This window comes from Trinickia symbiotica (assembly GCF_003028655.1).
GTDB classification, from domain to species: domain Bacteria; phylum Pseudomonadota; class Gammaproteobacteria; order Burkholderiales; family Burkholderiaceae; genus Trinickia; species Trinickia symbiotica_A.
In genome coordinates, this window is record NZ_PYUC01000011.1 from 185,702 (window position 1) to 209,001 (window position 23,300).

General features: G+C 65.1%; 18 protein-coding genes. 5 read left to right on the plus strand and 13 right to left on the minus strand.

What is annotated here, in order from left to right; all coding sequences use genetic code 11:
• Positions 1-14 precede the first annotated feature (14 nt).
• Positions 15-908 carry an HlyC/CorC family transporter gene (locus C9I57_RS22150; protein WP_107152756.1) on the plus strand — a complete coding sequence of 298 codons (894 nt, stop codon included), beginning with the start codon at positions 15-17 and terminating at the stop codon, positions 906-908.
• A complete protein-coding gene (gene lnt / locus C9I57_RS22155; RefSeq protein ID WP_107152757.1) occupies positions 909-2,651 on the plus strand; it encodes an apolipoprotein N-acyltransferase in 1,743 nt (580 codons plus the stop codon).
• A gap of 82 nt (positions 2,652-2,733) precedes the next feature.
• Here lnt and C9I57_RS22160 read toward each other — a convergent pair whose 3' ends face one another.
• The 10 genes from C9I57_RS22160 to C9I57_RS22205 form a co-directional block, all read right to left on the minus strand.
• Positions 2,734-3,609: a M48 family metallopeptidase gene (locus C9I57_RS22160; RefSeq protein ID WP_107152758.1), complete on the minus strand. Its 876-nt coding sequence runs from the start codon at positions 3,607-3,609 to the stop codon at positions 2,734-2,736.
• Positions 3,566-4,345, minus strand: coding sequence for a lysophospholipid acyltransferase family protein (locus C9I57_RS22165; RefSeq protein ID WP_107152759.1), 780 nt, complete (start codon positions 4,343-4,345; stop codon positions 3,566-3,568). Before C9I57_RS22165 ends, C9I57_RS22160 begins: the two co-directional genes overlap by 44 nt.
• A gap of 22 nt (positions 4,346-4,367) precedes the next feature.
• Positions 4,368-4,919, minus strand: a complete 552-nt coding sequence (gmhB, locus tag C9I57_RS22170) for a D-glycero-beta-D-manno-heptose 1,7-bisphosphate 7-phosphatase (protein ID WP_107152760.1) — start codon at positions 4,917-4,919, stop codon at positions 4,368-4,370.
• Between the two features lie 3 nt (positions 4,920-4,922).
• Positions 4,923-7,064 carry a glycine--tRNA ligase subunit beta gene (gene glyS, locus C9I57_RS22175; protein ID WP_107152761.1) on the minus strand — a complete coding sequence of 714 codons (2,142 nt, stop codon included), beginning with the start codon at positions 7,062-7,064 and terminating at the stop codon, positions 4,923-4,925.
• 25 nt (positions 7,065-7,089) lie between these two features.
• A complete protein-coding gene (gene glyQ, locus C9I57_RS22180) occupies positions 7,090-8,097 on the minus strand; it encodes a glycine--tRNA ligase subunit alpha (RefSeq protein ID WP_107152762.1) in 1,008 nt (335 codons plus the stop codon).
• Positions 8,098-8,370: 273 nt separating this feature from the next.
• Complete coding sequence (gloA, locus tag C9I57_RS22185; RefSeq protein ID WP_107152763.1) at positions 8,371-8,757, minus strand: lactoylglutathione lyase; 387 nt, start codon at positions 8,755-8,757, stop codon at positions 8,371-8,373.
• Between the two features lie 120 nt (positions 8,758-8,877).
• Complete coding sequence (gene rsmA, locus C9I57_RS22190; RefSeq protein ID WP_107152764.1) at positions 8,878-9,723, minus strand: 16S rRNA (adenine(1518)-N(6)/adenine(1519)-N(6))-dimethyltransferase RsmA; 846 nt, start codon at positions 9,721-9,723, stop codon at positions 8,878-8,880.
• Between the two features lie 80 nt (positions 9,724-9,803).
• Positions 9,804-10,862: a 4-hydroxythreonine-4-phosphate dehydrogenase PdxA gene (gene pdxA / locus C9I57_RS22195; protein ID WP_107152765.1), complete on the minus strand. Its 1,059-nt coding sequence runs from the start codon at positions 10,860-10,862 to the stop codon at positions 9,804-9,806.
• An 84-nt stretch (positions 10,863-10,946) separates the two neighbouring features.
• The gene (locus tag C9I57_RS22200; protein ID WP_440130240.1) at positions 10,947-12,341 is read right to left on the minus strand and encodes a peptidylprolyl isomerase; all 1,395 of its coding nucleotides are present in this window, start codon (positions 12,339-12,341) and stop codon (positions 10,947-10,949) included.
• Positions 12,342-12,475: 134 nt separating this feature from the next.
• A complete protein-coding gene (locus tag C9I57_RS22205) occupies positions 12,476-14,854 on the minus strand; it encodes an LPS-assembly protein LptD (RefSeq protein WP_107152766.1) in 2,379 nt (792 codons plus the stop codon).
• Positions 14,855-15,063: 209 nt separating this feature from the next.
• On the opposite strand from C9I57_RS22205, the gene C9I57_RS22210 reads away from it, so the two are divergent.
• Together C9I57_RS22210 and murU are read left to right on the plus strand one after the other, a co-directional pair.
• A complete protein-coding gene (locus C9I57_RS22210; protein WP_107152767.1) occupies positions 15,064-16,101 on the plus strand; it encodes an aminoglycoside phosphotransferase family protein in 1,038 nt (345 codons plus the stop codon).
• A gap of 114 nt (positions 16,102-16,215) precedes the next feature.
• Positions 16,216-16,911, plus strand: coding sequence for an N-acetylmuramate alpha-1-phosphate uridylyltransferase MurU (gene murU, locus C9I57_RS22215; protein WP_107152818.1), 696 nt, complete (start codon positions 16,216-16,218; stop codon positions 16,909-16,911).
• Here the strand turns inward: murU and C9I57_RS22220 are convergent.
• Positions 16,892-18,784: an ABCB family ABC transporter ATP-binding protein/permease gene (locus tag C9I57_RS22220; protein ID WP_107152768.1), complete on the minus strand. Its 1,893-nt coding sequence runs from the start codon at positions 18,782-18,784 to the stop codon at positions 16,892-16,894. The genes murU and C9I57_RS22220 overlap by 20 nt on opposite strands.
• Positions 18,785-18,962: 178 nt before the next feature.
• Here C9I57_RS22220 and C9I57_RS22225 point away from each other — a divergent pair, with 178 nt between their 5' ends.
• Positions 18,963-19,358: an acyl-CoA thioesterase gene (locus C9I57_RS22225; protein ID WP_107152819.1), complete on the plus strand. Its 396-nt coding sequence runs from the start codon at positions 18,963-18,965 to the stop codon at positions 19,356-19,358.
• Positions 19,359-19,377: 19 nt separating this feature from the next.
• Here the strand turns inward: C9I57_RS22225 and C9I57_RS22230 are convergent, their stop codons facing one another.
• Positions 19,378-22,503 carry a sensor domain-containing protein gene (locus tag C9I57_RS22230; RefSeq protein ID WP_107152769.1) on the minus strand — a complete coding sequence of 1,042 codons (3,126 nt, stop codon included), beginning with the start codon at positions 22,501-22,503 and terminating at the stop codon, positions 19,378-19,380.
• Positions 22,504-22,750: 247 nt separating this feature from the next.
• On the minus strand, positions 22,751-23,227 hold the full coding sequence (locus C9I57_RS22235) for a nitrate reductase associated protein (RefSeq protein ID WP_107152770.1): 477 nt from the start codon (positions 23,225-23,227) through the stop codon (positions 22,751-22,753).
• Positions 23,228-23,300: the final 73 nt, after the last annotated feature.

Here is a 23,300-nt window from a genome sequence, read left to right on the forward strand (position 1 = left end):
TCGGACGCTTCGCCATGAACGACTCCTATCCCAGTCGACGACACACCGACAAACCGCACGAAAAGCGTTCGCTGCTCGAACGCCTGACCGATCTCATCTCGCCCGAGCCCGAAACGCGCAGCGAGCTGCTCGAAATCCTCCAGGACGCGCATACGCGCAATCTCATCGATGCAGATTCGCTCTCGATGATCGAAGGCGTATTCCAGGTCTCCGACCTATCCGCGCGCGACATCATGATCCCGCGCGCGCAGATGGACGCGATCAACATCGCCGAGCCCCCCGAGCAGTTCATTCCGTACGTCCTCGAGAAGGCCCACTCGCGCTATCCCGTCTATGAAGGCAATCGCGACAACGTGATCGGCGTCCTGCTCGCGAAGGACCTGTTGCGCTACTACGCCGAAGAGGATTTCGACGTGCGCGGCATGTTGCGGCCCGCCGTGTTCATTCCCGAGTCGAAGCGGCTCAACGTGCTGCTGCATGATTTCCGCGTGAACCGCAATCACATCGCGATCGTCGTCGACGAATACGGCGGCGTCGCCGGCGTCATCACGATCGAAGACGTGCTGGAGCAGATCGTCGGCGACATCGAGGACGAGTACGACTTCGACGAAGAAAGCGGGAACATCATCGCGTCGCCCGACGGCCGCTACCGCGTGCGGGCGCTGACCGAAATCGAGCAGTTCAACGAGACCTTCGGCACGCAGTTCTCCGACGAGGAAGTCGACACGATCGGCGGCCTCGTCACGCATCGCTTCGGCCGCGTGCCGCACCGCGGCGAGCGTATGCGCATCGACGACCTGATCTTCGAGGTGCTGCGCACCGACGCCCGCCAAATCCACATGCTGCTCGTACGGCGCGATCCGCTCGCCGGCCAGCGCGAGCGCGAACAGCAGCACGTGGAGAGCTGAGTGGCCGAACCGAGTTTCCCTCGCGCGCGCCAACGCGCCGCCACCTCGGCCGATGCGGCGCAAGCCGCCGGCGCCAGCCTCCGTTCCGGTAGCGCGGGGCGTTACGATCGCCCCGGCCGCCCGGTCGACCGACCGCTCTCGGCGCCGCGAGCGCTGCCCCGCTGGCATTACCTTGCCGCGCTCGCGGCCGGCGCGGCCAACACGCTGTCGTTCGCGCCGACGCCGCACGGCGGCTGGCTCGCGCTCGCGCTCTTCGCTTTTCTCTACGCGTGGCTCACGCGCACGACCGGATGGAAAAGCGCGGCGCTGACGGGTGGCGCGTTCGGCCTCGGCAACTTCGTCACGGGCGTCTGGTGGCTTTACGTCAGCATGCACGACTATGGCGGGATGGCGGCGCCGCTCGCGGGCGCGGCGGTCGTGCTGTTTTCGCTCTATCTCGCGCTCTACCCCGCCCTATCCGCGGGCCTATGGTCGTTTTGCGCCGGCCATGCCGAAAACGGCAGGCGACGCGGCGAACTGCCGTTCTACCCGACGTGGCACGGCACCTTCGCGTTCGCGAGCGCGTGGGCAATCGGAGAATGGCTGCGCGGCACGATGCTGACCGGCTTTCCGTGGCTCGCGAGCGGGTACGCACAGGTGGACGGCCCGCTGGCGGGCTTCGCGCCGATCGCGGGCGTCTATGGAGTCGGGTGGATCGGGGCGCTCGTCGCGGCGCTCATCGTTCAGGCGGTCCATGCGGGCATCGCGCGCCGCGGCCGCGAGCGGTGGGTGGCCGCCGCGATATGGCCCGGGCTGCTCGCGCTGGCGCTCATCGCGAGCGGCATGCTGCTCACGCGCGTCACGTGGACCCTGCCAGCGAACGCGCCGCTCAACGCACGCGTTCTGCAGGGCAACGTCAAGCAGGAAATGAAGTTCGACGAAGCGGGCGTGAGGGACGCTATCGCACTCTATCAAAGGATGATCACGGAGAAGCCGGCCGATCTGATCGTCACGCCGGAAACAGCCGTGCCGCTGCTGCCGCAGCAGTTTCCGCCGCCGTTCGCGCAGGCTGTGCGAAAGTTTGCCGACAGCACCGGCTCATCCATCCTCGTTGGCGCGTTCGGCGCGACGATCACGCCCGATGGCCAGATGATCGATCCAACGAACAGCCTGTTCGGCATCACGCCTAACTCGAACGAGCTTTATCGCTACGACAAACGCCATCTCGTCCCATTCGGCGAGTTCGTGCCGTTGGGCTTTCATTGGTTCGTCCAGCTCATGAACATCCCGCTCGGCGATCTTGCACGCGGCCAGCCGGTGCAGCGGCCGTTCATGGTCCACAACCAGCCGGTCGACGTCGATATCTGCTACGAAGACATCTTCGGCGAAGAGATCGCGCGCTCGCTGCGCGAAACGGCGACGCCCGCCGGCGTGCTCGTCAACGTGTCGAATCTCGCATGGTTCGGCGACACGATCGCGCTCGATCAGCATTTGCAGATGGCGCGCATGCGCACGCTCGAGACGGGCCGCCCGATGCTCGCGGCGACGAATACGGGAACGACGGCCGCGATCGACGCGCATGGCCGCGTCGTGGCGAAGCTGCCTGCGATGACGATCGGCTCGCTCGATGTGACGGTTCAGGGCACGGCAGGCCGCACCCCCTATATCGCGGCGGGCAACAACATCGTGCTCGCCGTGTCGCTGATCCTGCTCGCCTTCGGCTTCGCGTTCGGACCGGCCAGGCAAAAGCGGCGCAACGACTGAAGCGCCAGCACAGGCAGCCTGATCACCCAACGGCTTGGCGGGCTGCAACGCGGATCGAAGAAGCGAGAAACGCAGCCCCGCCTCACAACGCCGGCAGCAACTCCGGCGGATGATGCTTGAGCGTATGCCGCGCTTCGCGGAACTCGGGAAAGATCGACTCGACCGTTTGCCAAAAGCGCGGGCTATGGTTCATCTCGCGCAGATGCGCGAGTTCGTGCGCGACGACGTAATCGATGATCGAGAGCGGGAAGTGAATGAGGCGCCAGTTGAGCCGGATGCGCCCGTCGCTCGAGCAGCTGCCCCAGCGCGTCGCGGCCGATGACAACGCATACCCCTTGAAGCCGACGCCGAGCTTTTGCGCGTAGACGTCAAGACGCTCGCCGAAAAGCCGCTTCGCCTCGCCTTGCAGCCAACCTTGCACGCGGTCCTTGATCTGCTGCGCGTCGGCGGACGCCGGCAGCGCGAGCGCAAGCAAGGCCGCGTCCAAGTCGAAGGTCAACCTTCCGTGCGCCGACGCGAGCGCGATGCGCACCGGCTTGCCCAGGTAGGGAATCTGCGCCCCGTCCTGCCAGTCGATCCGCGGCAGCGCGCGCTGCTCGGCGCGCGTCTGCCATTCGGCCAGCTTGGCGAAGATCCAGCGTTCCTTGCCGACGATGGCCGCCTCGATGTCGGCAAGCGTGATCCAGCGCGGCGCCGTGATCGTGAGGCCGGTGCCGTCGATCGCGAAACCGATCGTGCGCCGGGCCGACCGCTTCAAGCTGTACTCGAGCGTGCGTCCGTTCAGCGTCAGGCGGCGCAGCTTGGTGGCGGGGGAAAAGGGAGAAGCCGGCGTCTGAGTCGGCGACGAAGGGGCCGATGGCGGCAATGCGGCATCGACGTGCGGCTCGACGAATAGCGGCAAGTCGAGCTGCCGGCTATCGAGTGCTTTGGCTGAACGGGGCGTTACGTGCTTCGGCATCGGCTTCCCTGTTCGAATAGGCGCCTGGGTCGATGCGGCGCATCTCGGCTTCGATCCATGTCTCGACGAGCGTATTGAGCTCGTCGGGGGTCAATCCTTTCGGATCGATCGGCTTACCGATCGAAACGGTGACGACGCCCGGGTACTTGATGAACGAGTTGCGCGGCCAAACATGTCCTGCATTGTGCGCGATCGGGACGACGAGCGCTCCGGTATCGAGCGCGAAACGCGCACCGCCGGTCTTGTACTTGCCCTGCTTGCCGACGGGCGTGCGTGTGCCTTCGGGAAACATGATGACCCAGGCGCCTTCCTCGAGGCGCCGACGCCCCTGCTTGACGACCGAAGCGAAGGCGTACTTTCCTTCCTTGCGATTGATATGGATCATCTTCAGCATGCCGAGCGCCCAGCCGAAGAACGGCACGTAAAGCAGCTCACGCTTGAAGACGAAGCAAAGCGGGTGCGGCATCGTCGCCGGCAGCGCCAGCGTTTCCCAGGCCGATTGATGCTTCGAGAGCAGCACGGCGGGTCCGTCGGGCAGATTTTCGAGCCCCTCGACACGATGGCGGATCCCGTTCAGGTGCCGCAGCACGAAGAGTGTCGAGCGGCACCAGCCGACGGCCATCCAGTACCGCTTGTCGGCACGCAGGAACGGAAAGGCGATGAAACAGGCGATCGCGTACGGAATCGTGTAGACGACGAAGTAGAGGAAGAGCAGAAGCGAGCGGAGGAAGCGCATCGGTGTCGTCGATCGATTGGCGTCACTCGTTCTCATCGGCGAGGTACGTGAGTGCGAACGCCTTCAGATTTTCGTGCACGCGCGTGCCTTCGGGCAAGCCGCCCGCGACCAGCGTCTGGCCGCCCTTACCCGTCAGCACGAGATGCGTCGGAAAGCCGAGCGCGGCGCCCGCCTGCAAGTCGCGTAGCGAATCGCCGACGACGGGCGTCACGGCCGGCTCGATCTCGAAGCGCTCGACGATCATCTTGAGGAGACCTGGCTTCGGCTTTCTGCACTCGCACTGGTCGTCCGCCGTGTGCGGGCAGAAAAACACGGCGTCGATGCGCCCGCCGACGGCCGCCGCCGCGCGTTGCATCTTCGCATGCATCGCGTTGAGCGCGGCCATGTCGAAGAGCCCGCGCCCGATGCCCGACTGATTCGAGGCGACGACGACGCGATAGCCCGCCTGATTGAGCCGCGCGATGGCCTCCAGACTACCCGGAATCGCGACCCATTCGTCGGGCGACTTGATGAACGCATCCGAATCGACGTTGATGACTCCGTCGCGATCGAGGATGACGAGTTTCTTGGTCATGGGCTAGGCCGCAAGCTTCGAAATATCGGCGACGCAATTCATTTGCGCGTGCAGCGCGGCGAGCAGCGCGAGCCGGTTCTTGCGCAGCGCCTCGTCGTCGGCGTTGACCATGACGTCGTTGAAGAAGGTATCGACGGGGTCCCGCAGCGTCGCGAGCGCCGACAGCGCGCGCGTGTAGTCGCGCTGCGCGAGCTGTAGCTGGACTGCCGGCGCGACCTTGCCGAGCTCGTCGTTGAGCGCCTTTTCAGCGGCTTCGACGAGCAGCTTCGGCTCGACGCCGGGCCGGATGTCGGCAACCAACGCGGACACGGTGGTCGGCGCGGGCTTTGCCTCGGCTTCCGACTTCCTGAGGATATTGGCGATCCGCTTGTTGGCCGCGGCCAGCGCCTCGGCTTCAGGCAGCGCCGCGAACTCGCGCACCGCGTCGAGCCGCTCGACGATATCGTCGAGCCGCCTCGGCTCGAGGCTCAGCACGGCCTCGACCTCGCCTGCCGTATAGCCGCGCTCGCGCAGCAAGCCGCGCAGGCGGTCCACGAAGAAGGCGTAGAGCGCTTCGGTCGCTTCGGCAACATGCGGCTCGCTCGCGAAGCAGGCATAGGCCGCGTGCAGCAGATCGACGAGATCGATCGGCAGCTGCTTTTCGATCAAGAGGCGCAGCACGCCGAGCGCATGGCGGCGCAGCGCGAACGGATCCTTTTCGCCGGTCGGCACGAGGCCGATCCCCCAGATGCCGACGAGCGTCTCGAGCTTGTCGGCCAGCGCGACCGCGGTGCCCACGCGCGTAGAGGGCAGCGCGTCCCCCGAGAAGCGCGGCTGATAGTGCTCGCTGCAGGCAAGCGCGACATCCTCGGCTTCGCCGTCGTGCCGCGCGTAGTAAGTGCCCATCGTGCCCTGCAACTCGGGGAACTCGCCGACCATGTCGGTCAGCAGGTCCGCCTTCGCCAGATAGGCAGCGCGCCGCGCGAGCTCGACATCGGCATGAATGAACGGAGCGATCGCCCCCGTCAGCGCGACGAGCCGCTCGACGCGCTTCAGTTGGGACCCGAGCTTGTTGTGGTAGACCACGTTGGCGAGGAGGGGCACGCGCTCGGCCAGCGGCTTCTTCTTGTCCTGCTCGAAAAAGAACTTGGCATCGGCCAGCCGGGGGCGCACCACGCGCTCGTTGCCTTCGACGATCTCGCCAGGCGTTTTGGTCTCGATATTCGAGACGATCAGAAATCTCGAGCGCAGCTTGCCGGCCGCGTCGGTCACCGCGAAGTACTTCTGGTTGGTCTGCATTGTGAGAATCAGGCATTCCTGCGGGACCTGCAGAAACTCGTCCTCGAAGCGGCATTCATAGACCGCCGGCCACTCGACGAGCGCCGTCACTTCGTCGAGCAAGGCATCCGGCATCAGCACCTTGTCGGCCTGCGCATGCGCGAGCAGTTGGGTGGCGATCGTCTCGCGGCGCTCCGTGAAGCTCGCGACGACGCGCCCCTTCGTGCGCAGCGTCGATGCGTATTCGTCGGCATGGAGAATCGCCACCAGGCCGTCGGACATAAAGCGGTGGCCGAGCGTCGCGTCGCCGGCATCGATGCCGAATGCCGTGACCGGGACGACCTCCTCGCCATGCAGGACGGTGAGCCGCTGGACCGGGCGCACGAATTGGACGCTCGTGCCGTCGGGACGCTGGTAGGTCATCACCTTCGGGATCGGCAGCTTCGCGAGCGCTTCGTCGAGCGCGGCCTGCAGGCCGTCGGCAAGCGTCGCGCCGGGCGCCGAGTAGCGGAGGAAAAACGCGTCCGCCTTGCCGTCGGACGCGCGTTCGAGCTCATCGAGCCGAGCGTCGGGAAAGCCGAGCGCGGCGAGCTTTTTCGCGAGCGGCGCGGTGGGCTGGCCGTTCGCGTCGAGCGCGACCGAAACGGGCAGTACTTTCTCGCGCACATGCTTCTCGGGCGCGACGGCGCGCACGCGCTTGACGAGCACGGCCAGGCGGCGCGGTGTCGCGAAGCGCTCGAAAGTCGGCTCGCCGTCTATCAGATCGCGCGCCGCGAGCCGCTCGACGAGCCCTTGCGCGAAGGCATCGGAGAGCCGCGCCAGCGCTTTCGGCGGCAGCTCCTCGGTCAGCAGTTCGACGAGCAGGGAGGCGGTGGAGTCTTGATTCATTTTGTCGGATCTTTGTCGGGTCTCGTCACTTCTCGTCGACCGCTCGCTCCGCTCTGAGCGGCGGCGTCCAGGCCGGCATCGCGGCGTCCTGCTCATCGGTCGTGAGGCCTCTCACGCCGTGCACCGGGTTGCCGAGCATCGGAAAGCCGAGCTTTTCGCGAGAATCGTAGTAGGCCTGCGCAACGAGCCGCGAAAGCGCACGGATCCGGCCGATATAGGCCGCGCGCTCCGTGACCGAAATCGCGCCGCGCGCATCGAGCAGGTTGAACGTGTGCGCAGCTTTCAGCACCAGCTCGTAGGCCGGCAGCGCGAGCTGCGCTTCGATCATCCGCTTCGCCTCGGACTCGTAGCTGTTGAAGAGCGTGAAGAGGAGATCGACGTTCGCGAACTCGAAGTTGTAGGTCGATTGCTCGACCTCGTTCTGGTGATAGACGTCGCCATAGGTGAGGCGCCGCAACTCGGGACCGTTCGGGCCCGCCTCTTCCCATTCGGTCCAGACGAGGTCGTAGACGTTCTCGACCTTTTGCAGATACATCGCGAGGCGCTCGAGGCCGTAGGTGATTTCGCCGAGCACCGGCTTGCAATCGAGGCCGCCGACCTGCTGGAAATAAGTGAACTGCGTCACTTCCATGCCGTTCAGCCAGACTTCCCAGCCGAGCCCCCAGGCGCCGAGCGTCGGGTTCTCCCAGTCATCTTCGACGAAGCGCACGTCGTTTAGCTTCAAGTCGAAGCCGAGCGCCTCGAGCGAGCCGAGATAGAGATCGAGAATGTTTTCGGGCGCGGGCTTCAGCACGACCTGGTACTGGTAGTAGTGCTGCAAGCGGTTCGGGTTGTCGCCGTAGCGGCCGTCCTTCGGGCGGCGCGACGGCTGCACATAGGCGGCACGCCACGGCTCGGGGCCGACAGCGCGCAGGAATGTGTGCACGTGCGAGGTGCCGGCGCCGACTTCCATGTCGATCGGCTGAAGCAGCGCGCAGCCCTGTTGATCCCAATAGGACTGCAGCGTCAGGATGATTTGCTGGAACGTGAGCATGTCGTGCCTTTTGCGGCGGGCGGCGCATGAGGCCGCTGAGTTCCGCCGACGTGTCGAAAGGCCGGCCGGGCTGGACTTTCGTGTGCGCGGCCGGACGCGGGACGCGACAATTCATGCGACCCGCGCTGCGAAACGATGAATTTTACCGGATTGGTGCGGCGTTGAGGCTTTTGGCGGGTCGCGCTCGAGCGCGAGGGCGGTGACGCGAGGCCGATCGGACAGTGCGATGGAGCGCAGAGCCGCGCACGCAATGGCGCGCACGGCGCGTCGACGTCAACGCTTTTTCTGAATGAACTCGATCTTGTAGCCATCCGGATCGGTGACGAATGCGATCACCGCCGTGCCGTGTTTCATCGGGCCGGCCTCGCGCACGACCGTGCCGCCTTGCGCCTTGATCTGTTCGCAGGCCGCGTACGCGTCGTCGACTTCGACGGCCAGATGACCGAATCCCGTGCCGAGGTCGTACGATGGCGTGTCCCAGTTGTGCGTGAGCTCGATGACGGTGCCCTCGCTTTCGTCCGTATACCCCACGAATGCGAGCGTGAAGCGGCCCTCCGGATAGTCCTGCCGGCGCAACACCTTCATGCCGAGCAGGTTCGTATAAAACGCGATCGAGCGATCGAGATCGCCGACTCGCAGCATCGTATGAAGCAGGCGCATGATGTCCTCCCTTCGGTCAAAAAACGGAACGCGACAAACCTGGAATCTATCAAGAAAGCCGGAACGCCGCTGCGAGCCCGGCGCGATTCGAGCGCCGAAACGGCACGCCGCACGGCGCGCTCACGCTGACGGCACTCGCCCCGGCGCGAGCGCCTGCGCCACACGCACGTATTCGTCGACGGACACGTCTTCGGCTCGACGGGAGAGATCGAATCCGAGCGCATCGAAATCGACCTGCTCCCGGTAGGCGGACAACGTATTGCGCAGCATCTTGCGCCGCTGCGAAAACGCGGCCAGCACGAGATCGGCGAATACGCGCTCGTCGACGGGCGCGAGCTCGTCCGGAGCAAACGGAATCATCCGCACGATCGCCGAATCGACTTTCGGCGGCGGCTGGAACGATTCGGGCGGCACGTCGAGCAGCTTGTCCATCACGTAGCGGTATTGCAGCATGACCGACAGGCGCCCGAACGCCTTCGAGCCCGGCTCGGCGACCATCCGCTCGACTACCTCGTTCTGCAACATGAAATGCTGGTCGACGACGATCGGCGCGAACGACATCAGGTGAAAGAGCAGCGGGCTGGAAATGTTGTAGGGCAGATTGCCGACGATGCGCAGCGTCGGCCTGTCGCGCGTCTCGACGAGCGAGCCGAAATCGAACGCGAGCGCATCGCCCGCGTGCAGCGCGAGCCGTTCCCCGAACTTCTTCTCCAATCGCGCGAGAAGATCGCGATCGAGCTCGACCGCATGCAGCGGCGAGTCGGGCGTCGCGATCCGCTCGATCAGCGGCTCCGTCAGCGCGCCGAGGCCAGGGCCGATCTCGACCATGCGCTGGCCCCGCTCAGGGCGAATCACGTCGACGATCGAATCGATGATGCCCATGTCGACGAGAAAGTTTTGCCCAAACCGTTTGCGCGCCAGGTGGCCTTGATGCTGGCGGCTTTGATGCTGTCTGCTCGTGGACATCGGGTCGTGAAAAGCGCGGAAAAGATGGGATCGAAGTTAGGGATAGCCGAGCGGCGCGGCGAATCGGCTCGAGCGCTCGCTCAAGCGCCGCGCCGGTTCCGCGCCATCGCGACGGCCGTGTCGATCGCGGCGATGAGGCTGCCCGCATCGGCCTGCCCGGTGCCGGCCAGATCGAGCGCCGTGCCGTGATCGACCGACGTGCGGATGATCGGCAGTCCAAGCGTCACGTTCACGCCTTCCCCGAACGTCGCGTACTTGAGCACCGGCAGCCCCTGATCATGGAACATCGCGAGCACGCAATCGGCTTGCTCGAGGTAGCGCGGTTGAAACAGCGTATCGGCGGGATAAGGGCCGCGCGCATCGATGCCGCGCTGCTCCGCGAGCGTCAGCGCCGGCGAGATCACATCGATCTCCTCGCGCCCAAGATAGCCGTTTTCGCCCGCGTGCGGATTCAGGCCCGTAACGAGAATTCTCGGCACGGGCAGCCCGAAGTCGCGCCGCAAATCGTGATCGATGATCGAGAGCGTTTCGACGAGCCCATCGATCGTCAGCGCCGCCGGCACGTCTTTCAGCGGCAGATGCGTCGTAGCGAGCGCGACGCGCAGCGGGCGCGCGCCCGTGCCCGCGAGCATCATCACGACGCGCGCGGTTCCCGTGCGCTGAGCCAGATACTCGGTGTGGCCCGTGAAGGGCACGCCCGCGTCGTTGATCGTGCTCTTTTGGAGCGGAGCCGTCACGACTGCATCGAATGTGCCGGCGAGCGCGCCGTCGATGGCGCCGTCGAGCAGGCCGAGTACGTAGCGACCGTTGGCCGCGTCGAGCCGGCCGGCCTGAGCGGCGGTAGCGAGCGGACGATGCTCGACCTGCACGCGGACGCCACTCGGCGGGCGCCCGGTGGTTGCGGTCATGCCGGCCGAAGCGGAGCCACCGACAAGCGCAGTCCAGTCGACGCCGACGGCGCGCGAGCGCGCCTCCAGCAAAGCCTCGTCGCCGAATACGGTGAAGTGGGCATCGGGCCAATGGGCCGCGGCGCCCGCGACGGCCATCGCCGTCAGCTCCGGGCCGACGCCAGCCGGCTCGCCCGTCGTGATCGCGATCCGCAGGGGGGAACGCTTTTCGTTCGTCGTCGCGTTCGTCATCTCTCGTCGCTCAGTGCGCCGCTGCACGCCTCACTTGCAGCGGCCGGCGCCTCGCTCGCGCCCGGCGCCACTTCTCTCGTGGCCTTACTGCTGCGCGAGCGAGCTGCCGAGCTTGTACTCGACGTAGGCCGAATCGCGCAGCTGCCGCAGCCAATCGGCGTATGCCTGCTCGGCCTTGCGCTGGCCGATCGCCTGCCGCGCCATATCCATCTGCTGCTGGATGGAGCCCGGCGCCTCGCGCCTGCCGAGCACCTGAATCAAGTGATAGCCGTACTCGGTGCGCACGGGCTCGCTCACCTCGCCGTCCTTCAGGTTATTCATGGCGCGCTCGAACTCGGGCACCGTCTCGCCGGGGCTGATCCAGCCGAGGTCGCCGCCTTGCGAAGCGGAGCCGTCCTGCGAGTACGACTGCGCGAACTTCGAGAAGTCGCCGCCGGCCTCGATCTGCTGACGGATTTCGAGCTCCTTCCTGCGCGCCTCTTGCTCCGACAGGCCGGTCGGGCTCACGCGCAGCAGGATATGGCGCACATGCGTCTGCATGAGCTTCGCCGCCTGGCTCGTCGACCCGCCGACGCCCGTGCGCCGATCGACGAGACGCATGATCTCGAAGCCTTCACTCGTGCGGACCAAATTAGGGCTGACCTGACCGGGGCGCAACTGCGAAGACGCTTCGACGAACTCGCTCGGCAACTGTGACGGCGGCTGGAAGCCGAGGTCCCCGCCCTTTTTCGCGTCGGCCGCCTGCGATTCGTCCTTGGCGAGCGACTCGAAGTTCGCGCCGTCCTTCTTGGCGCGATCGAGAATCGCCTGGGCCTTCTGCTGGGCCGCCGCGAGGACGTCTTGCGTCGCGCCGTCGGGCACCTTCACGAGGATATGCTCGATGCGCAAGTCCTGTTCCGCCTTCGAGCCGGGACCGCGTTGGCTCGCGATGTAGTTGACGACTTCCGCATCGGATACGCTGATCCGGCTGTCGACCTCTCGCTCGCGCAGCTTCGAAAGCGTGAGCTCGGTGCGCGCGTCGCGCGTGAAGACGGACCACGGCACGCCTTCGGCTTCGAGCCTCGCCCGGTAGACTTCGAGCGTCATGTTGTTGGCCTGGGCGAGGCGTTGCAACGTCGACTGGACGGCCGCATCGTCGATGTTGATGCCGTCTTCCTTCGCCTTTTGCAGCTGGATCCGCTCGAGCACCATTTGGTCGAGCACCTGCTGCTTCAACTGCTCGGCGGGCGGCACCGGCGCATTTTGCTGCTGCAGACGACGCGCGACCAGATCGACGCGCATTTGCAGCTCGCGCTCGGTGATGACGTCGTCGTTGACGACGGCCGCCACGGAATCGACGGGCTGCGCCGCCTGAGACGCTCCGGGCGTCGACGCGGGCGCGCCTTGCAATGCCTGCGCCGCCGCCGGCGTTGCCGGGACGACGAGAAAAACGACAAATAGGCCGCAAGCGGCGGCAATATTGGCCGCAAGCGTTGCCATGCGAAGCTTATTCGTGATTGCCACAGCTACTCCATTGTTGTCGGGCCGTCGAAAAACGAGGCCCTTCCCCGTCGTCTTGCAAAATGCTCCTCGCGCCCGGGGCGCGCCGGAAAATGCTGACCGCCGCCTCGTCCTCACTCGTAATCGGAGAACCGCGAAAGCGGCGGCGCCGGCGGCGGGGGCGGCTGATACCCTTCCACACCGGCCCTGAACGCCGCCGTGAGCCCGTTGTCCACGTGCGACAGGCCCTTCAGCGTCAGTTGCGCGAGCACGCGCGTGCCGGAGCTCGGCACGCCCGAGGCCGTGATCCCGTTCACATAGCGTTGCAGACCGATCCCGAAGCCCCAGCAGTCGGCATCGTACTGGAAGCCGACCAGTCCGTCGACAACACGGTTGTCGGCCAAATCGTACTCGATCCGCCCGACCGCGAAGATGCGCCGCGTGATCGGCCATTCGCCCGAGATCAGCAACTGGTTGATCGGCTCGTTGTTGTTGAGTGCCAGATCGGCCCGCGTGTATTGATACGACATGTTGATCACTTTGCGATCGGCGGGGCTGAAGCCGAAGCCGGTGATGGCCTGGACGAACTGACTCTGCTCGGCATTATATTGGACCGCCGCCTGCGTCGAAAAACCGCCGCCGATCTTGAGCGACCCGCCCGCGATGACGTTCGAGCCTTTTGTCCCGGGTTGCACGTTCGTCGTGCTGACCAGCACGCGCTGGTTGACGAAGTTGTATTGCTGGGCGATGACGAAGCGCGCGCGCTCGTCGCCCGTGGCCGCGTCGATGAATCGCGTCGTCAGCGCAGTCGTGACGCGGTTCGCGTCGGCCACCCGGTCGTTGCCGACGAACGTATTGGGCATGAACATCTCGGCAAGCCCGAAGTCGAGCGGAGCCGTGTCGAAGAGCGGCGCGCGATTCTGATTGCGGTACGGCGAATAGACGTAGTAGAGCCGCGGCTCGAGCGTCTGGATGTAGTCGCCGCCGAAAAGCCGCACCGATCGTTCGAAGATGAGGCCGCTGTCGAAACTGTACGTCGGGACCGCCTCGGTGAAGGTCTTGGGCTCGCCCGCCGGCACGTCCGTGCCGATATTCGTGAGGTTGTACGCGGCAAAGTGGGCCTGCACTTTCGGCACGATGAAGTAGCCGGGCGCATAGATGCCGTAAGACACGTACGGATTGAAAGCAAACCGGTCGCCTTGCGTGGAATTGGAAACCGGTATCGTGAAACGCGTCGCGTCGGCCTCCGCGCCGAAGTCGAAGCCGCCGACGTTGTACCGCGTGTATTTGACGTTCAATTGCGGCTCGCGGCCGTAAGGCGTCGCACCGGGATCGAACGATAGCCAGTGCTGCTCGCGCAACAGCACCGACCAAGGCCCGCTGTTATAGGTGAAGCCGGCTTCCTGCGCATACACGAGCTGCGCGCCGACCGTGTACTGGTTGCCCGCCGAGCCGAGCTGGTACGGATAGTTGATATCCGAGACCTTGTTGTAGTTGACGTAAAAGCCGAACCCGTTGCCGAGGTTCTGATTGTGCTGCCAGAAGATCGCGTAGCGGTTTCGGTGGGCGGCGGCGTCGTTCGGCAGGTAATCGGTATAGAACGTGCCCGAGTAACTCGGCGAAAGATAGCGGAACTGCTGCTGCAATTGCACGCCGCGCCTTTCGATGTAGCGCCCCGTCACCGTCAGGTCGCGGTTCGGCGCGATATTGAAATAGTACGGCTGCGAGAAATCGAACCCATTCGTCGAGCCGAACGAAAAGGTCGGCGGCAACAGGCCGCTCTTGCGCTCGTTGCTGAGCGGAAACGAAAGCCACGGGCTTGCGAAGATCGGCACGCCCTGGAAAAACAGCACGCCGTTGCGCGCGACGCCCTCGTCCTCGCCCGTATCGAATTCGAACTTGCTGCCGCGGATGTACCAGGCCGGGCGTGTTTCGCACTGGCACGCCGTGTAGGTCGCATCGGTGAATACGGAACGCTCGCTATCGAGCAGCTTGACCTCTTTTGCGCTTCCCGAGCCGCCGCGCGTCGTAAAGTGATACTTCGGCACCGGCATGAAGCCCTGGCTCGATTCGACCTGCATATGGGCCTCGGGCCCGTAAAACACCGCACCGTTCGTGCTGATGCGCACGTGACCGTACGCATCGGCCATGTCGGTGTCCTGATCGTAGTGAAGCGCATCGCCTTTCACGACCGACAGGCCGCGCCGCACTTCGGCCGCACCCTTCGCGGCCAGATCGCGGTCCGCCGTGCCGCTCGCCTGGTCCCCGAGCACGAAGGTCGAGGGCGCGTTGCCCGGGGCAAGCGGATGCTCCTCGATCTGCGGCGCGAGCCGCAGCCCCCAAGGCACGTCGATCTGCTGCGGCTCGGCTGCGGCGCCGGAAAGCTGCGCATTCGAGATCGACGGCATGAGACCCGGCACGGCAATCAATGCCGCGGCGAGCCGTTTCATGCGCGGGGCGCGATCGCAGATGCGGAAGCCGAAGGGATGCGTTCGAAGGTGTCTGGGCGGCATGTATCGATATTCGAATCGGCCGGCGGGCCGGCAACGGGCCGGTCGCTGCCTGCGTGCACCGCCGCGGGACGTGGCGGTCTCATCGAGCGCCCGCTTGCCAGGGCGCGCGATGAAAGGCGGTCCAACGGGACCGTGCGAGGGCCAACACGGGGCGCATCAAAAAAAGTCGTCGGGTATTATATGGCAAGACGTTTTGCCTCCCGCCTTTCATGACGACGACCTCCCCCGCCGACGCCCGCCTCGATTCGCTGGGCGAGTGGCTTGGCACGCACGCGGCGCGCTATGCGCTCGACCTTGCCACGCTCGCACCCGCTTCCGCCGATGCAAGCTTCCGCCGCTATTTCCGGTTGGCATCGGCTGGCGATCACGGCGCGACGCTCATCGCCGTCGACGCCCCGCCGCCCGAGAAATGCCGCGAATTCGCGGAGATCGCGGGCCTGCTCGCGCAAGCGGGCGTGCACGTGCCGCGAGTGCTCGAATGCGATCTCGAGCGCGGCTTCATGTTGGTGACCGATCTCGGCACGCGGTCCTACATCGCGGCACTCGACACGAACGATCCACAAAGCGCGCGGCCGCTCATGCGGGACGCGCTCGACGCGCTGATCCGCTGGCAGCTCGCATCGCGCGAAGGCGTGTTGCCCGTTTTCGACGAAGCGTTCATGCGGCGCGAGATGGAGCTCATGCCCGAGTGGTACATCGGCCGCCATCTGAACCGTCCCGTCGACGAGAAAACGCGCGGCGTGCTCGACCGCACCTACGCGCTCATCATCGCGAGTGCACGCGCGCAGCCGCAGGTCTACATGCTGCGCGATTTCATGCCGCGCAACCTCATGATCTGCGAGCCGAACCCGGGCGTGCTGGACTTCCAGGATGCGGTGATGGGGCCGATCACTTACGACGTCGCGTCGCTCATGCGCGATGCCTTTCTGACCTGGGACGAGGAGTTCGAGCTCGATTGCTTCGTCTACTACTGGGAGCGCGCCAAAAAGGCGGGGCTTCCCGTGGACCCCGATTTTGGCGAGTTCTACAGGCAGATCGAGTGGATGGGCCTGCAGCGCCACATCAAGATCCTCGGACTCTTCGCGCGACTCAATCACCGCGACGGGAAAGCGCGTTATCTCGCCGATCTTCCACGCTTCATCGGCTACGCGCGCAAGGTCAGCGAACGGTACCGGCCGCTCGCGCCGTTCGCGCAACTGATCGACGAACTCGACGGCCGTGCCGTCGAAATCGGCTATACATTCTGAGCCTTTCGACGTTTCCAAGAACCGGACAATCAAGACGACATGACGGCCAAGCCGATCAACGCGACACAACGAGCGGCGGCAGAAGCCGCGAACGCGGCGCCGATCAACAAGGCGATGATTTTCGCGGCGGGCCGCGGCGAAAGAATGCGGCCGCTTACCGATACCTGCCCGAAGCCGTTGCTCGAGGTGGGCGGCAAGCCGCTCATCGTCTGGCAGATCGAGCGCCTCGCTCGCGCGGGCTTCACCACGATCGTCGTCAATCATGCATGGCTCGGCGAGCGGATCGAAGCGGCGCTCGGCGACGGCTCGCGCTGGGGCGTGCATCTCGCCTACTCGGCGGAAACCGTCGCACTGGAAACGGCGGGCGGCATCGCGCAGGCGCTGCCGCTTCTCGAGGACGACGGCCGACCGCAGATCTTCGTCGCGGTGAGCGGGGACATCTACTGTGATTTCGATTACGCCCGCTTACACGAGCCCGCCGGGCGACTCGCGCAAACGGCGCAACCGGGCATGCACCTCGTCATGGTCCCGAACCCGCCGTTTCATCCGGCGGGCGATTTCGCGCTGATCGACGGTCAGCTTGCACTCGACGGCGCCCCGCGCTACACGTTCGGCAACATCGGGCTCTACGACACACGAATGTTCCGCGGCCTCGGCCGCGGCGAGCGCTGCGCGTTGAAGCCGTACTACCGCGAAACCATCGGAGCCGGCCGCGCAAGCGGCGAGCGCTATGACGGACTCTGGGAAAACGTCGGGACGCCCCAGCAATTGCGCGAGCTCGACTCGATACTCAGCGCGCGGACCCGTTGACGATCGCCGGGTCGGCGAGCGGCGCCTCGCGCGCGGCCTGCTGCTGTTGGAGCGCCCACATCTGCGCAAAATGACCGCCCGCCTGCACGAGCTCGGCATGCGTGCCGCGCTCGACGATGCGGCCGTGATCCATCACGATGATCTGATGCGCGTGGACAACCGTCGAGAGTCGGTGTGCGATGACGAGCGTCGTGCGGCCGCGCGCGATCTGATCGAGCTCCGCCTGGATCGCGCGCTCCGAGCGAGAATCGAGCGCGGAGGTGGCTTCGTCGAAAACGAGGATCGGCGGGTCCTTCAGGAGCGTGCGCGCGATCGCCACGCGCTGCTTCTCGCCGCCCGATAGCTTGAGACCGCGCTCGCCGACGGGCGTGTCATAACCCTTCGGCAATCCCTCGATGAAGTCGTGAATATGCGCGGCGCGCGCGGCGGCGACGACTTCCTCGCGCGTGGCGCCCGGCCTGCCGTAAGCGATGTTGTAGTAGATCGTATCGTTGAATAGCACCGTGTCCTGCGGCACGATGCCGATCGCCGCCCGCAGCGTCTCCTGCTTCACGTCACGGATGTCCTGCCCGTCGATGCGGATCGCACCGCCCGACGTCCGGTCGAGATCGTAAAAGCGAAAAAGGAGCCTCGCGAGCGTCGACTTGCCGGAACCGCTCGCGCCGACGACGGCCGTCGTCGTGCCGGCGGCGATCGTGAAGCTCACGTCGTGAAGGATCTGCCGTGACGGCTCGTAGGCGAACGAGACGCGCTCGAACGAGAGCTCTGCCCCGCGTACGGCGAGCGACGCGGCGCCGGGCGCATCGGGTATCTCGCGGGCGGCGCCCAGCAGCGTGAACATCCGGTCCATATCGGTGAGCGCCTGCTTCAGCTCGCGATAGACCACGCCGAGAAAGTTCAGCGGGATATAAAGCTGGAGCATGAACGTGTTGATGAGCACGAGGTCGCCGAGCGTGAGCCGTCCCGCCATCACGCCCGACGTCGCGCGCCAGAGAATGAAGACGAGACCCGTGCCGATGATCGTCTGCTGCCCGAAGTTCAGCAACGAAAGCGAGTTTTGCGATCTGATCGCCGCCGCGCGGTAGCGCTTGAGGTTTTCGTCGTAGCGCTTCGCCTCCCACTCCTCGTTCCCGAAGTACTTGACGGTCTCGTAGTTGAGCAGCGAATCGATGGCGCGCGAGTTCGCACGCGAATCGAGTTCGTTCATCGTCCGGCGAAAATGCGTCCGCCATTCCGTGACCTTCACCGTGAACGCGATGTAGACGACGAGCGCAATCAACGCGACCACGGCGTAGTAGGCCTCGTACTTGACGATGAAAAAGCCGAGCACGAGACCGACTTCGACGAGGGTCGGCAAGATGCTGTAGAGCGAATACGAAATCAGTTGCTGAATGCCTCGCGTGCCGCGTTCGATGTCGCGCGACATCCCGCCCGTCTGCCGCTCGAGATGAAAGCGCAACGAAAGCGAATGGAGGTGACGAAAGACCTTCAACGCAAGCTCTCGCACGGCGCTTTCCGTGACTTTCGAGAACAGAATCTCGCGCAGCTCGGTGAACGCCGATGTCGAAAGCCGCACGACCGCATAGGCGACGACGAGCAGCGCGATGCCGCCCGCGAGCACGATCGCCGGTTCGTGCTCGGCCCGGCCGAGCGCCGTCAGATGCCGCATCGATGCGAGACCATCGACGATGCGCTTCATGACGATCGGTACGCCGAGGTTCGCGACTTTCGCGCCGACCAGGCAGGTCAGCGCGAGCGCGACGCGCCCCTTGTAGGTGGCGAGGTAGGGCAGCAGTGAGCGAATCGTCTGCCAATCGCGGCGCGGCGCGTCGGACGGCGGAGCGAGCTCCGTGGAAGCGGAAAAACGTCGCATGAAATCGGCGGCGACAGCCGCGGCAACAACTCTGCAAAATGTGGGGACTCGGGCTCGACGTTGCCCGTACAATTCCAACGCCGTCACACCGCCCGTGCCGGTATTGTCGCAGAACCCGATCGGCGGCGTTTGCGCATTGCCGCGGCGCGGATCGTTTTTACTTTTTCACGGTGCACCGATGACCTTTTCACCCATGCTTCCGCAAAAATCCTGCGCCTTGCGCGTCATGCCCCAACCGTCGGACGCGAACGTCCACGGCGACGTATTCGGCGGCTGGATCATGGCGCAGGTCGACATTGCGGGATCGATCCCCGCGAGCCGCCGCGCCAACGGCCGCGTCGCGACGGTGGCCGTGAACTCGTTCGTCTTCAAGCAGCCGGTATTCGTCGGCGACCTGTTGAGCTTTTACGCCGAGATCGTCAAGACGGGCAACACCTCGATCACGGTGGACGTCGAGGTGTTCGCGCAGCGCATGAGCCTCGCCGAGGAGGTCGTGAAGGTGACGGAAGCCACGCTCACCTATGTCGCCACCGATCGCGATCGCCGTCCGCGCAAGCTGCCGGAACTCGGCTGAAGCACCGCCGGCGCCGCGCCTATGCGTCGGCGTGTTCGGCCGTGCGCCCTCGGTCGCGCTCCAAAAGCTGGGGAATCGCATCCTGCGGCATCGGCCGTGCGAAATAGTAGCCCTGCATTTCATGGCAGGCACGGGCTTTCAGAAAGTCGAGCTGCGCGGCCGTCTCGACACCCTCCGCAATGACCTGCAGATCGAGCGAATGCGCGAGCGCGATGATGGCCGAGGTAATCGTCTCGTCATCGCTGGAGTCGCCGATGTCCGAGACGAACGAGCGATCGATCTTGAGCCGGTCGACCGGAAACCGCTTCAGATAGCTGAGGCTCGAATAGCCGGTCCCGAAATCGTCGATCGCGAGGCCGATACCGAGCGCGTGAAGCTCGTTGAGCATGATGACCGCTTCCTCGGCATTGCGCATGATCGTGCTCTCGGTCAGCTCGAGCTCGAGGTAGCGCGGCTCGAGCCCGGTCTCCTCGAGGATCGACATGACGAGCTTGGCGATGTCGCGCTGCTGAAACTGGCGGGCCGACAGATTCACCGAGACGCGCGCGGGCGGCAGCCCTTCGTCCTGCCAGGCTTTGTTCTGGCGGCAGGCCTCGCGCAGCACCCACTCCGACAACGGGCCGATGAGGCCGCTTTCTTCCGCGACGGGAATGAACGCCGAGGGCGGCACGAGCCCGACTTCCGGGTCGTGCCAGCGCACGAGCGCTTCCATGCCGACGATGCGTCCGGTCCCGATGTCGACTTGCGGCTGGTAGTGAAGCAGGAATTCGCCGTCGCGAAGCGCGCGGCGCAGGCGCCGCTCGAGACTCAGGCGCGCACCGACGCTCGTGTTCATCTCGGGCTGATAGAGCTGGAACGTGTTGCGCCCCATGTCCTTCGCGCGATACATGGCGAGGTCGGCCTTTTTCAGCAATGTTTCGACGTCCTCACCATCTTGCGGAAAGAGGCTCGCGCCCATGCTGCAGCCGACATAGAGCTCGGTGCCGTCGAGCATGACCGGCTCCGAGATCACCGCGCGCACGCGCTCCATCCACTTCACGAGCGCACCGTCGCCGACGAGCTCCGTCAGCACGATCACGAACTCGTCGCCGCCATGCCGCGCGACGGTATCGCCGGCCTGAACCGTGCGCGCAAGCCGCTCGGCAACGACGCCGAGCAGGCGGTCGCCGACGCTATGGCCGAGACTGTCGTTGACGTTCTTGAAGCCGTCGAGGTCGACGAACACAACCGCGAGCTCGATGCCGCGCGCCATCGATTGCTGCAGCCGCTCGCGCAGGAGGATGCGATTGGGCAGCCTCGTGAGACTGTCATAGTTCGCCTGATATTCGAGCTGTTCCTGATAGCGGATCAGCTCGGTCACATCGTTGATGACGCCGATATGGTGCGTGATTCGGCCGTCCGTATCGGGCACGGGCGCGACGTAGAGCTGATTCCAGAACAGCGCGCCATCCTTGCGGTAGTTGCGCAAAACCGCGCTGACTTCACGGTTCGCCGCGAGTCCTTCGCGAATGGCGATGAGCCCGTCCTGCTCGCGATCGTCGCGCTGCAGGAGCCGGGCGTCGTGGCCGATGACCTCGGCCGGCTCGTAGCCCGTGATCCGCTTGAAGGCGGGATTCGCGTACTCGATGACATGGCCGCCTTCGGCCGGCCCCGTGATGACGATCGCATTCACGCTCGCGTCGAGCGCGCGGCTTTGCAGGCGCAGTGCCAGGTCGGACCGCTTGCGATCCGTCGTGTCGGTGTAAGAGCCGAGCACGCCGATCACCGTGCCGTCGCCGTTCGTGAGCGGAATCTTGCTCGTGATGCCGGCGCGCAAGGCGCCTTCGACCACAACTTCGAACTCGAGATTCATCTTCGGCACGCCGGTCACGACGATTTCGCGATCGGCTCGCTGCAGCGAGTCAGCCATGCTTTTCCACGGCATGTCGTAGTCGGTCTTGCCGATCACTTGCTCCGGATAGGCAAGCCCCGCGTCGCGCGCGAACGCCATATTGCAGCCGAGATAGCGCGATTCGCGGTCCTTCCAGAAAATGCGCTGCGGGATGTTGTCGATGACGGTCTCGAGCATCTGGTTCGAGCGCTGGGCCTCGGCTTCGGCCTTGATCTGATCGGTCACGTCGTCGGCCAGCACGAACATCGCCGGACGGCCCATGAAGCTCAGCAGGTGGTTCGAGATATCGGCCGAGAGCAGGGAGCCGTCGCGACGCCGGTGGCGCCAAACCCCGGCCATGACACGGCCGCGGCGCGGCGTCGCGCTGGTGCGGCCCAGATACGAATCGAGCCGCGCGAGCTCGTCGGGCGGGTGAATCTCGCGAATCGTCATCGAAAGCAGCTCGCTTTCGCTGTAACCGTATTGCTCGACGGCAGCGTCGTTCGCCGCGAGAAAGCTCAGCGTTTCGCGGTCGTAGATCCACATCGGCACCGGATGCGCGTCGAAAAGTTCGCGAAAGCGCTCGTCGCTGCGGCGCATTGCGCGTGCGACACGCAGCTTCGCGCGCGCGGCGCCCTCGCGCGCCCCGAACGTATAGATCAGCAGGCCGCAGCCCGCAATCATCGTCAGGATGAGAAGCAGCACGGCAAAACGCGTGGAACGCGCCGAAGCGGCGAGCGACACCTCGAGCGCGTCATGCTCGCGCTGCCGCAGAGCCGCCAGCGCACCGTCGACGCCGTCGAGCCGTGCCCCGAGACGCGCGTAGGCCGCCGCCGCCCAGGCGCGCGGGCCCGCGCCCGCAGCGTTGCCGCCGCCGGGCTCGGCCTGAGCTCGGCGCAACGCCGCCTGCGTCCCGCGCTCGATGGGGTCGGTGCCGGCAAAAAGCGCCCGTAGTTGTGCGCGCGTGGTCTCGTCGTTCGCGAACTCGCCGGCGAGCCGCTCCCGGATGCGCGCGAGCGCCGCACCCTGCTCGGCATCGAGCGCGGGCGGCACGGCCGTACCCTCCAACCCGAAGCGGCCGAGCGCGGCGAGTCCGCGGCCGAGCGTGGCGCGATAGGCGTCGAGATCGCTCGTTACGCTCATCGAGCGCAAAGTTCGTAGATTCGTCGCGCGTTCAGTACGGATCTGGGAATAGGCGACAAATGCATTCGCGCCAACCGCAGCCGCGACGACAACGAAGTTGACCAGCAACCGCTTCGAAAAAAAAGATGTCATTTATCGAACGTCGTTCGCACCGGGGGACGACGCACCCATCCTGCGGGGCAGGCACCCCATTATTGAAGGAGTACGAAGGAATGCGGGTTTTTTGACACGCCAACTCGTGGATAACGGCAGCGTCGCGCAAAAGTTGAGTGTGTGAGCGCAAAAAAGCAAAACGACATGCTCAATTATTCGTATGACGAAATCACGAAACGAATCGGTGCTCGATCGCTCGGCGCAATATTCTCAACGATTGTTAAATTCAAGCCGCCAGCCCGAATTCCTTCATGGCCGGGATGAAGTCGTGATTGCCTTCCGGCTTGCGCGACAGCTTCGCCAGCACATAGCGCTTGAATGGCGCGAGCTGTGTCCAGCGGTCCTTCGAGGGGACAGGAATCCCGGCGATGCCGCACTGATGGGCAACGCCTTCGGGTACGGTATCGACCTTTCGCCATGCCGGGTCGGCGTCCGGCGTGAACCATTCCGGCTCGACATTCGCATGCGTGCGCATCATCTCGAAGAGCGCGTGGTCGAAATTCGGCTCGATCGCCGTATCGTCGTCGACGGGAAAGCGCGCGAGCAGCACGCGGTCCGGATAGGGCAGCATCTGCCATTGCGCGAGCGAGATGCGCAGCCCGAAGCGATCGAGGTTGAAGCGCACCGACATCGGCATGAATTTGAAGTCTTCTGACGACACCACTTCGAAATCGAACAAGAACGGCGTTTCGAGCAGTCCCATGACGATGTCCTCTCGGTCAAGAAAGCCTTGTTTCGGCAGGCAGATATGGTCCGGTTCGGGTATTTTAGAACTT

What these genes read in the sequence shown, in the direction of transcription:
- C9I57_RS22150 (WP_107152756.1), top strand. Translation starts at nt 15, where the DNA reads ATGAACGACTCCTATCCCAGTCGACGACACACCGACAAACCGCACGAA.
- C9I57_RS22160 (WP_107152758.1), bottom strand. Translation starts at nt 3,609, where the DNA reads ATGCCGAAGCACGTAACGCCCCGTTCAGCCAAAGCACTCGATAGCCGG.
- C9I57_RS22165 (WP_107152759.1), bottom strand. Translation starts at nt 4,345, where the DNA reads ATGCGCTTCCTCCGCTCGCTTCTGCTCTTCCTCTACTTCGTCGTCTAC.
- gmhB (WP_107152760.1), bottom strand. Translation starts at nt 4,919, where the DNA reads ATGACCAAGAAACTCGTCATCCTCGATCGCGACGGAGTCATCAACGTC.
- glyS (WP_107152761.1), bottom strand. Translation starts at nt 7,064, where the DNA reads ATGAATCAAGACTCCACCGCCTCCCTGCTCGTCGAACTGCTGACCGAG.
- glyQ (WP_107152762.1), bottom strand. Translation starts at nt 8,097, where the DNA reads ATGCTCACGTTCCAGCAAATCATCCTGACGCTGCAGTCCTATTGGGAT.
- gloA (WP_107152763.1), bottom strand. Translation starts at nt 8,757, where the DNA reads ATGCGCCTGCTTCATACGATGCTGCGAGTCGGCGATCTCGATCGCTCG.
- rsmA (WP_107152764.1), bottom strand. Translation starts at nt 9,723, where the DNA reads ATGTCCACGAGCAGACAGCATCAAAGCCGCCAGCATCAAGGCCACCTG.
- pdxA (WP_107152765.1), bottom strand. Translation starts at nt 10,862, where the DNA reads ATGACGAACGCGACGACGAACGAAAAGCGTTCCCCCCTGCGGATCGCG.
- C9I57_RS22200 (WP_440130240.1), bottom strand. Translation starts at nt 12,341, where the DNA reads ATGGCAACGCTTGCGGCCAATATTGCCGCCGCTTGCGGCCTATTTGTC.
- C9I57_RS22205 (WP_107152766.1), bottom strand. Translation starts at nt 14,854, where the DNA reads ATGCCGCCCAGACACCTTCGAACGCATCCCTTCGGCTTCCGCATCTGC.
- C9I57_RS22210 (WP_107152767.1), top strand. Translation starts at nt 15,064, where the DNA reads ATGACGACGACCTCCCCCGCCGACGCCCGCCTCGATTCGCTGGGCGAG.
- murU (WP_107152818.1), top strand. Translation starts at nt 16,216, where the DNA reads ATGATTTTCGCGGCGGGCCGCGGCGAAAGAATGCGGCCGCTTACCGAT.
- C9I57_RS22220 (WP_107152768.1), bottom strand. Translation starts at nt 18,784, where the DNA reads ATGCGACGTTTTTCCGCTTCCACGGAGCTCGCTCCGCCGTCCGACGCG.
- C9I57_RS22225 (WP_107152819.1), top strand. Translation starts at nt 18,963, where the DNA reads ATGACCTTTTCACCCATGCTTCCGCAAAAATCCTGCGCCTTGCGCGTC.
- C9I57_RS22230 (WP_107152769.1), bottom strand. Translation starts at nt 22,503, where the DNA reads ATGACATCTTTTTTTTCGAAGCGGTTGCTGGTCAACTTCGTTGTCGTC.
- C9I57_RS22235 (WP_107152770.1), bottom strand. Translation starts at nt 23,227, where the DNA reads ATGGGACTGCTCGAAACGCCGTTCTTGTTCGATTTCGAAGTGGTGTCG.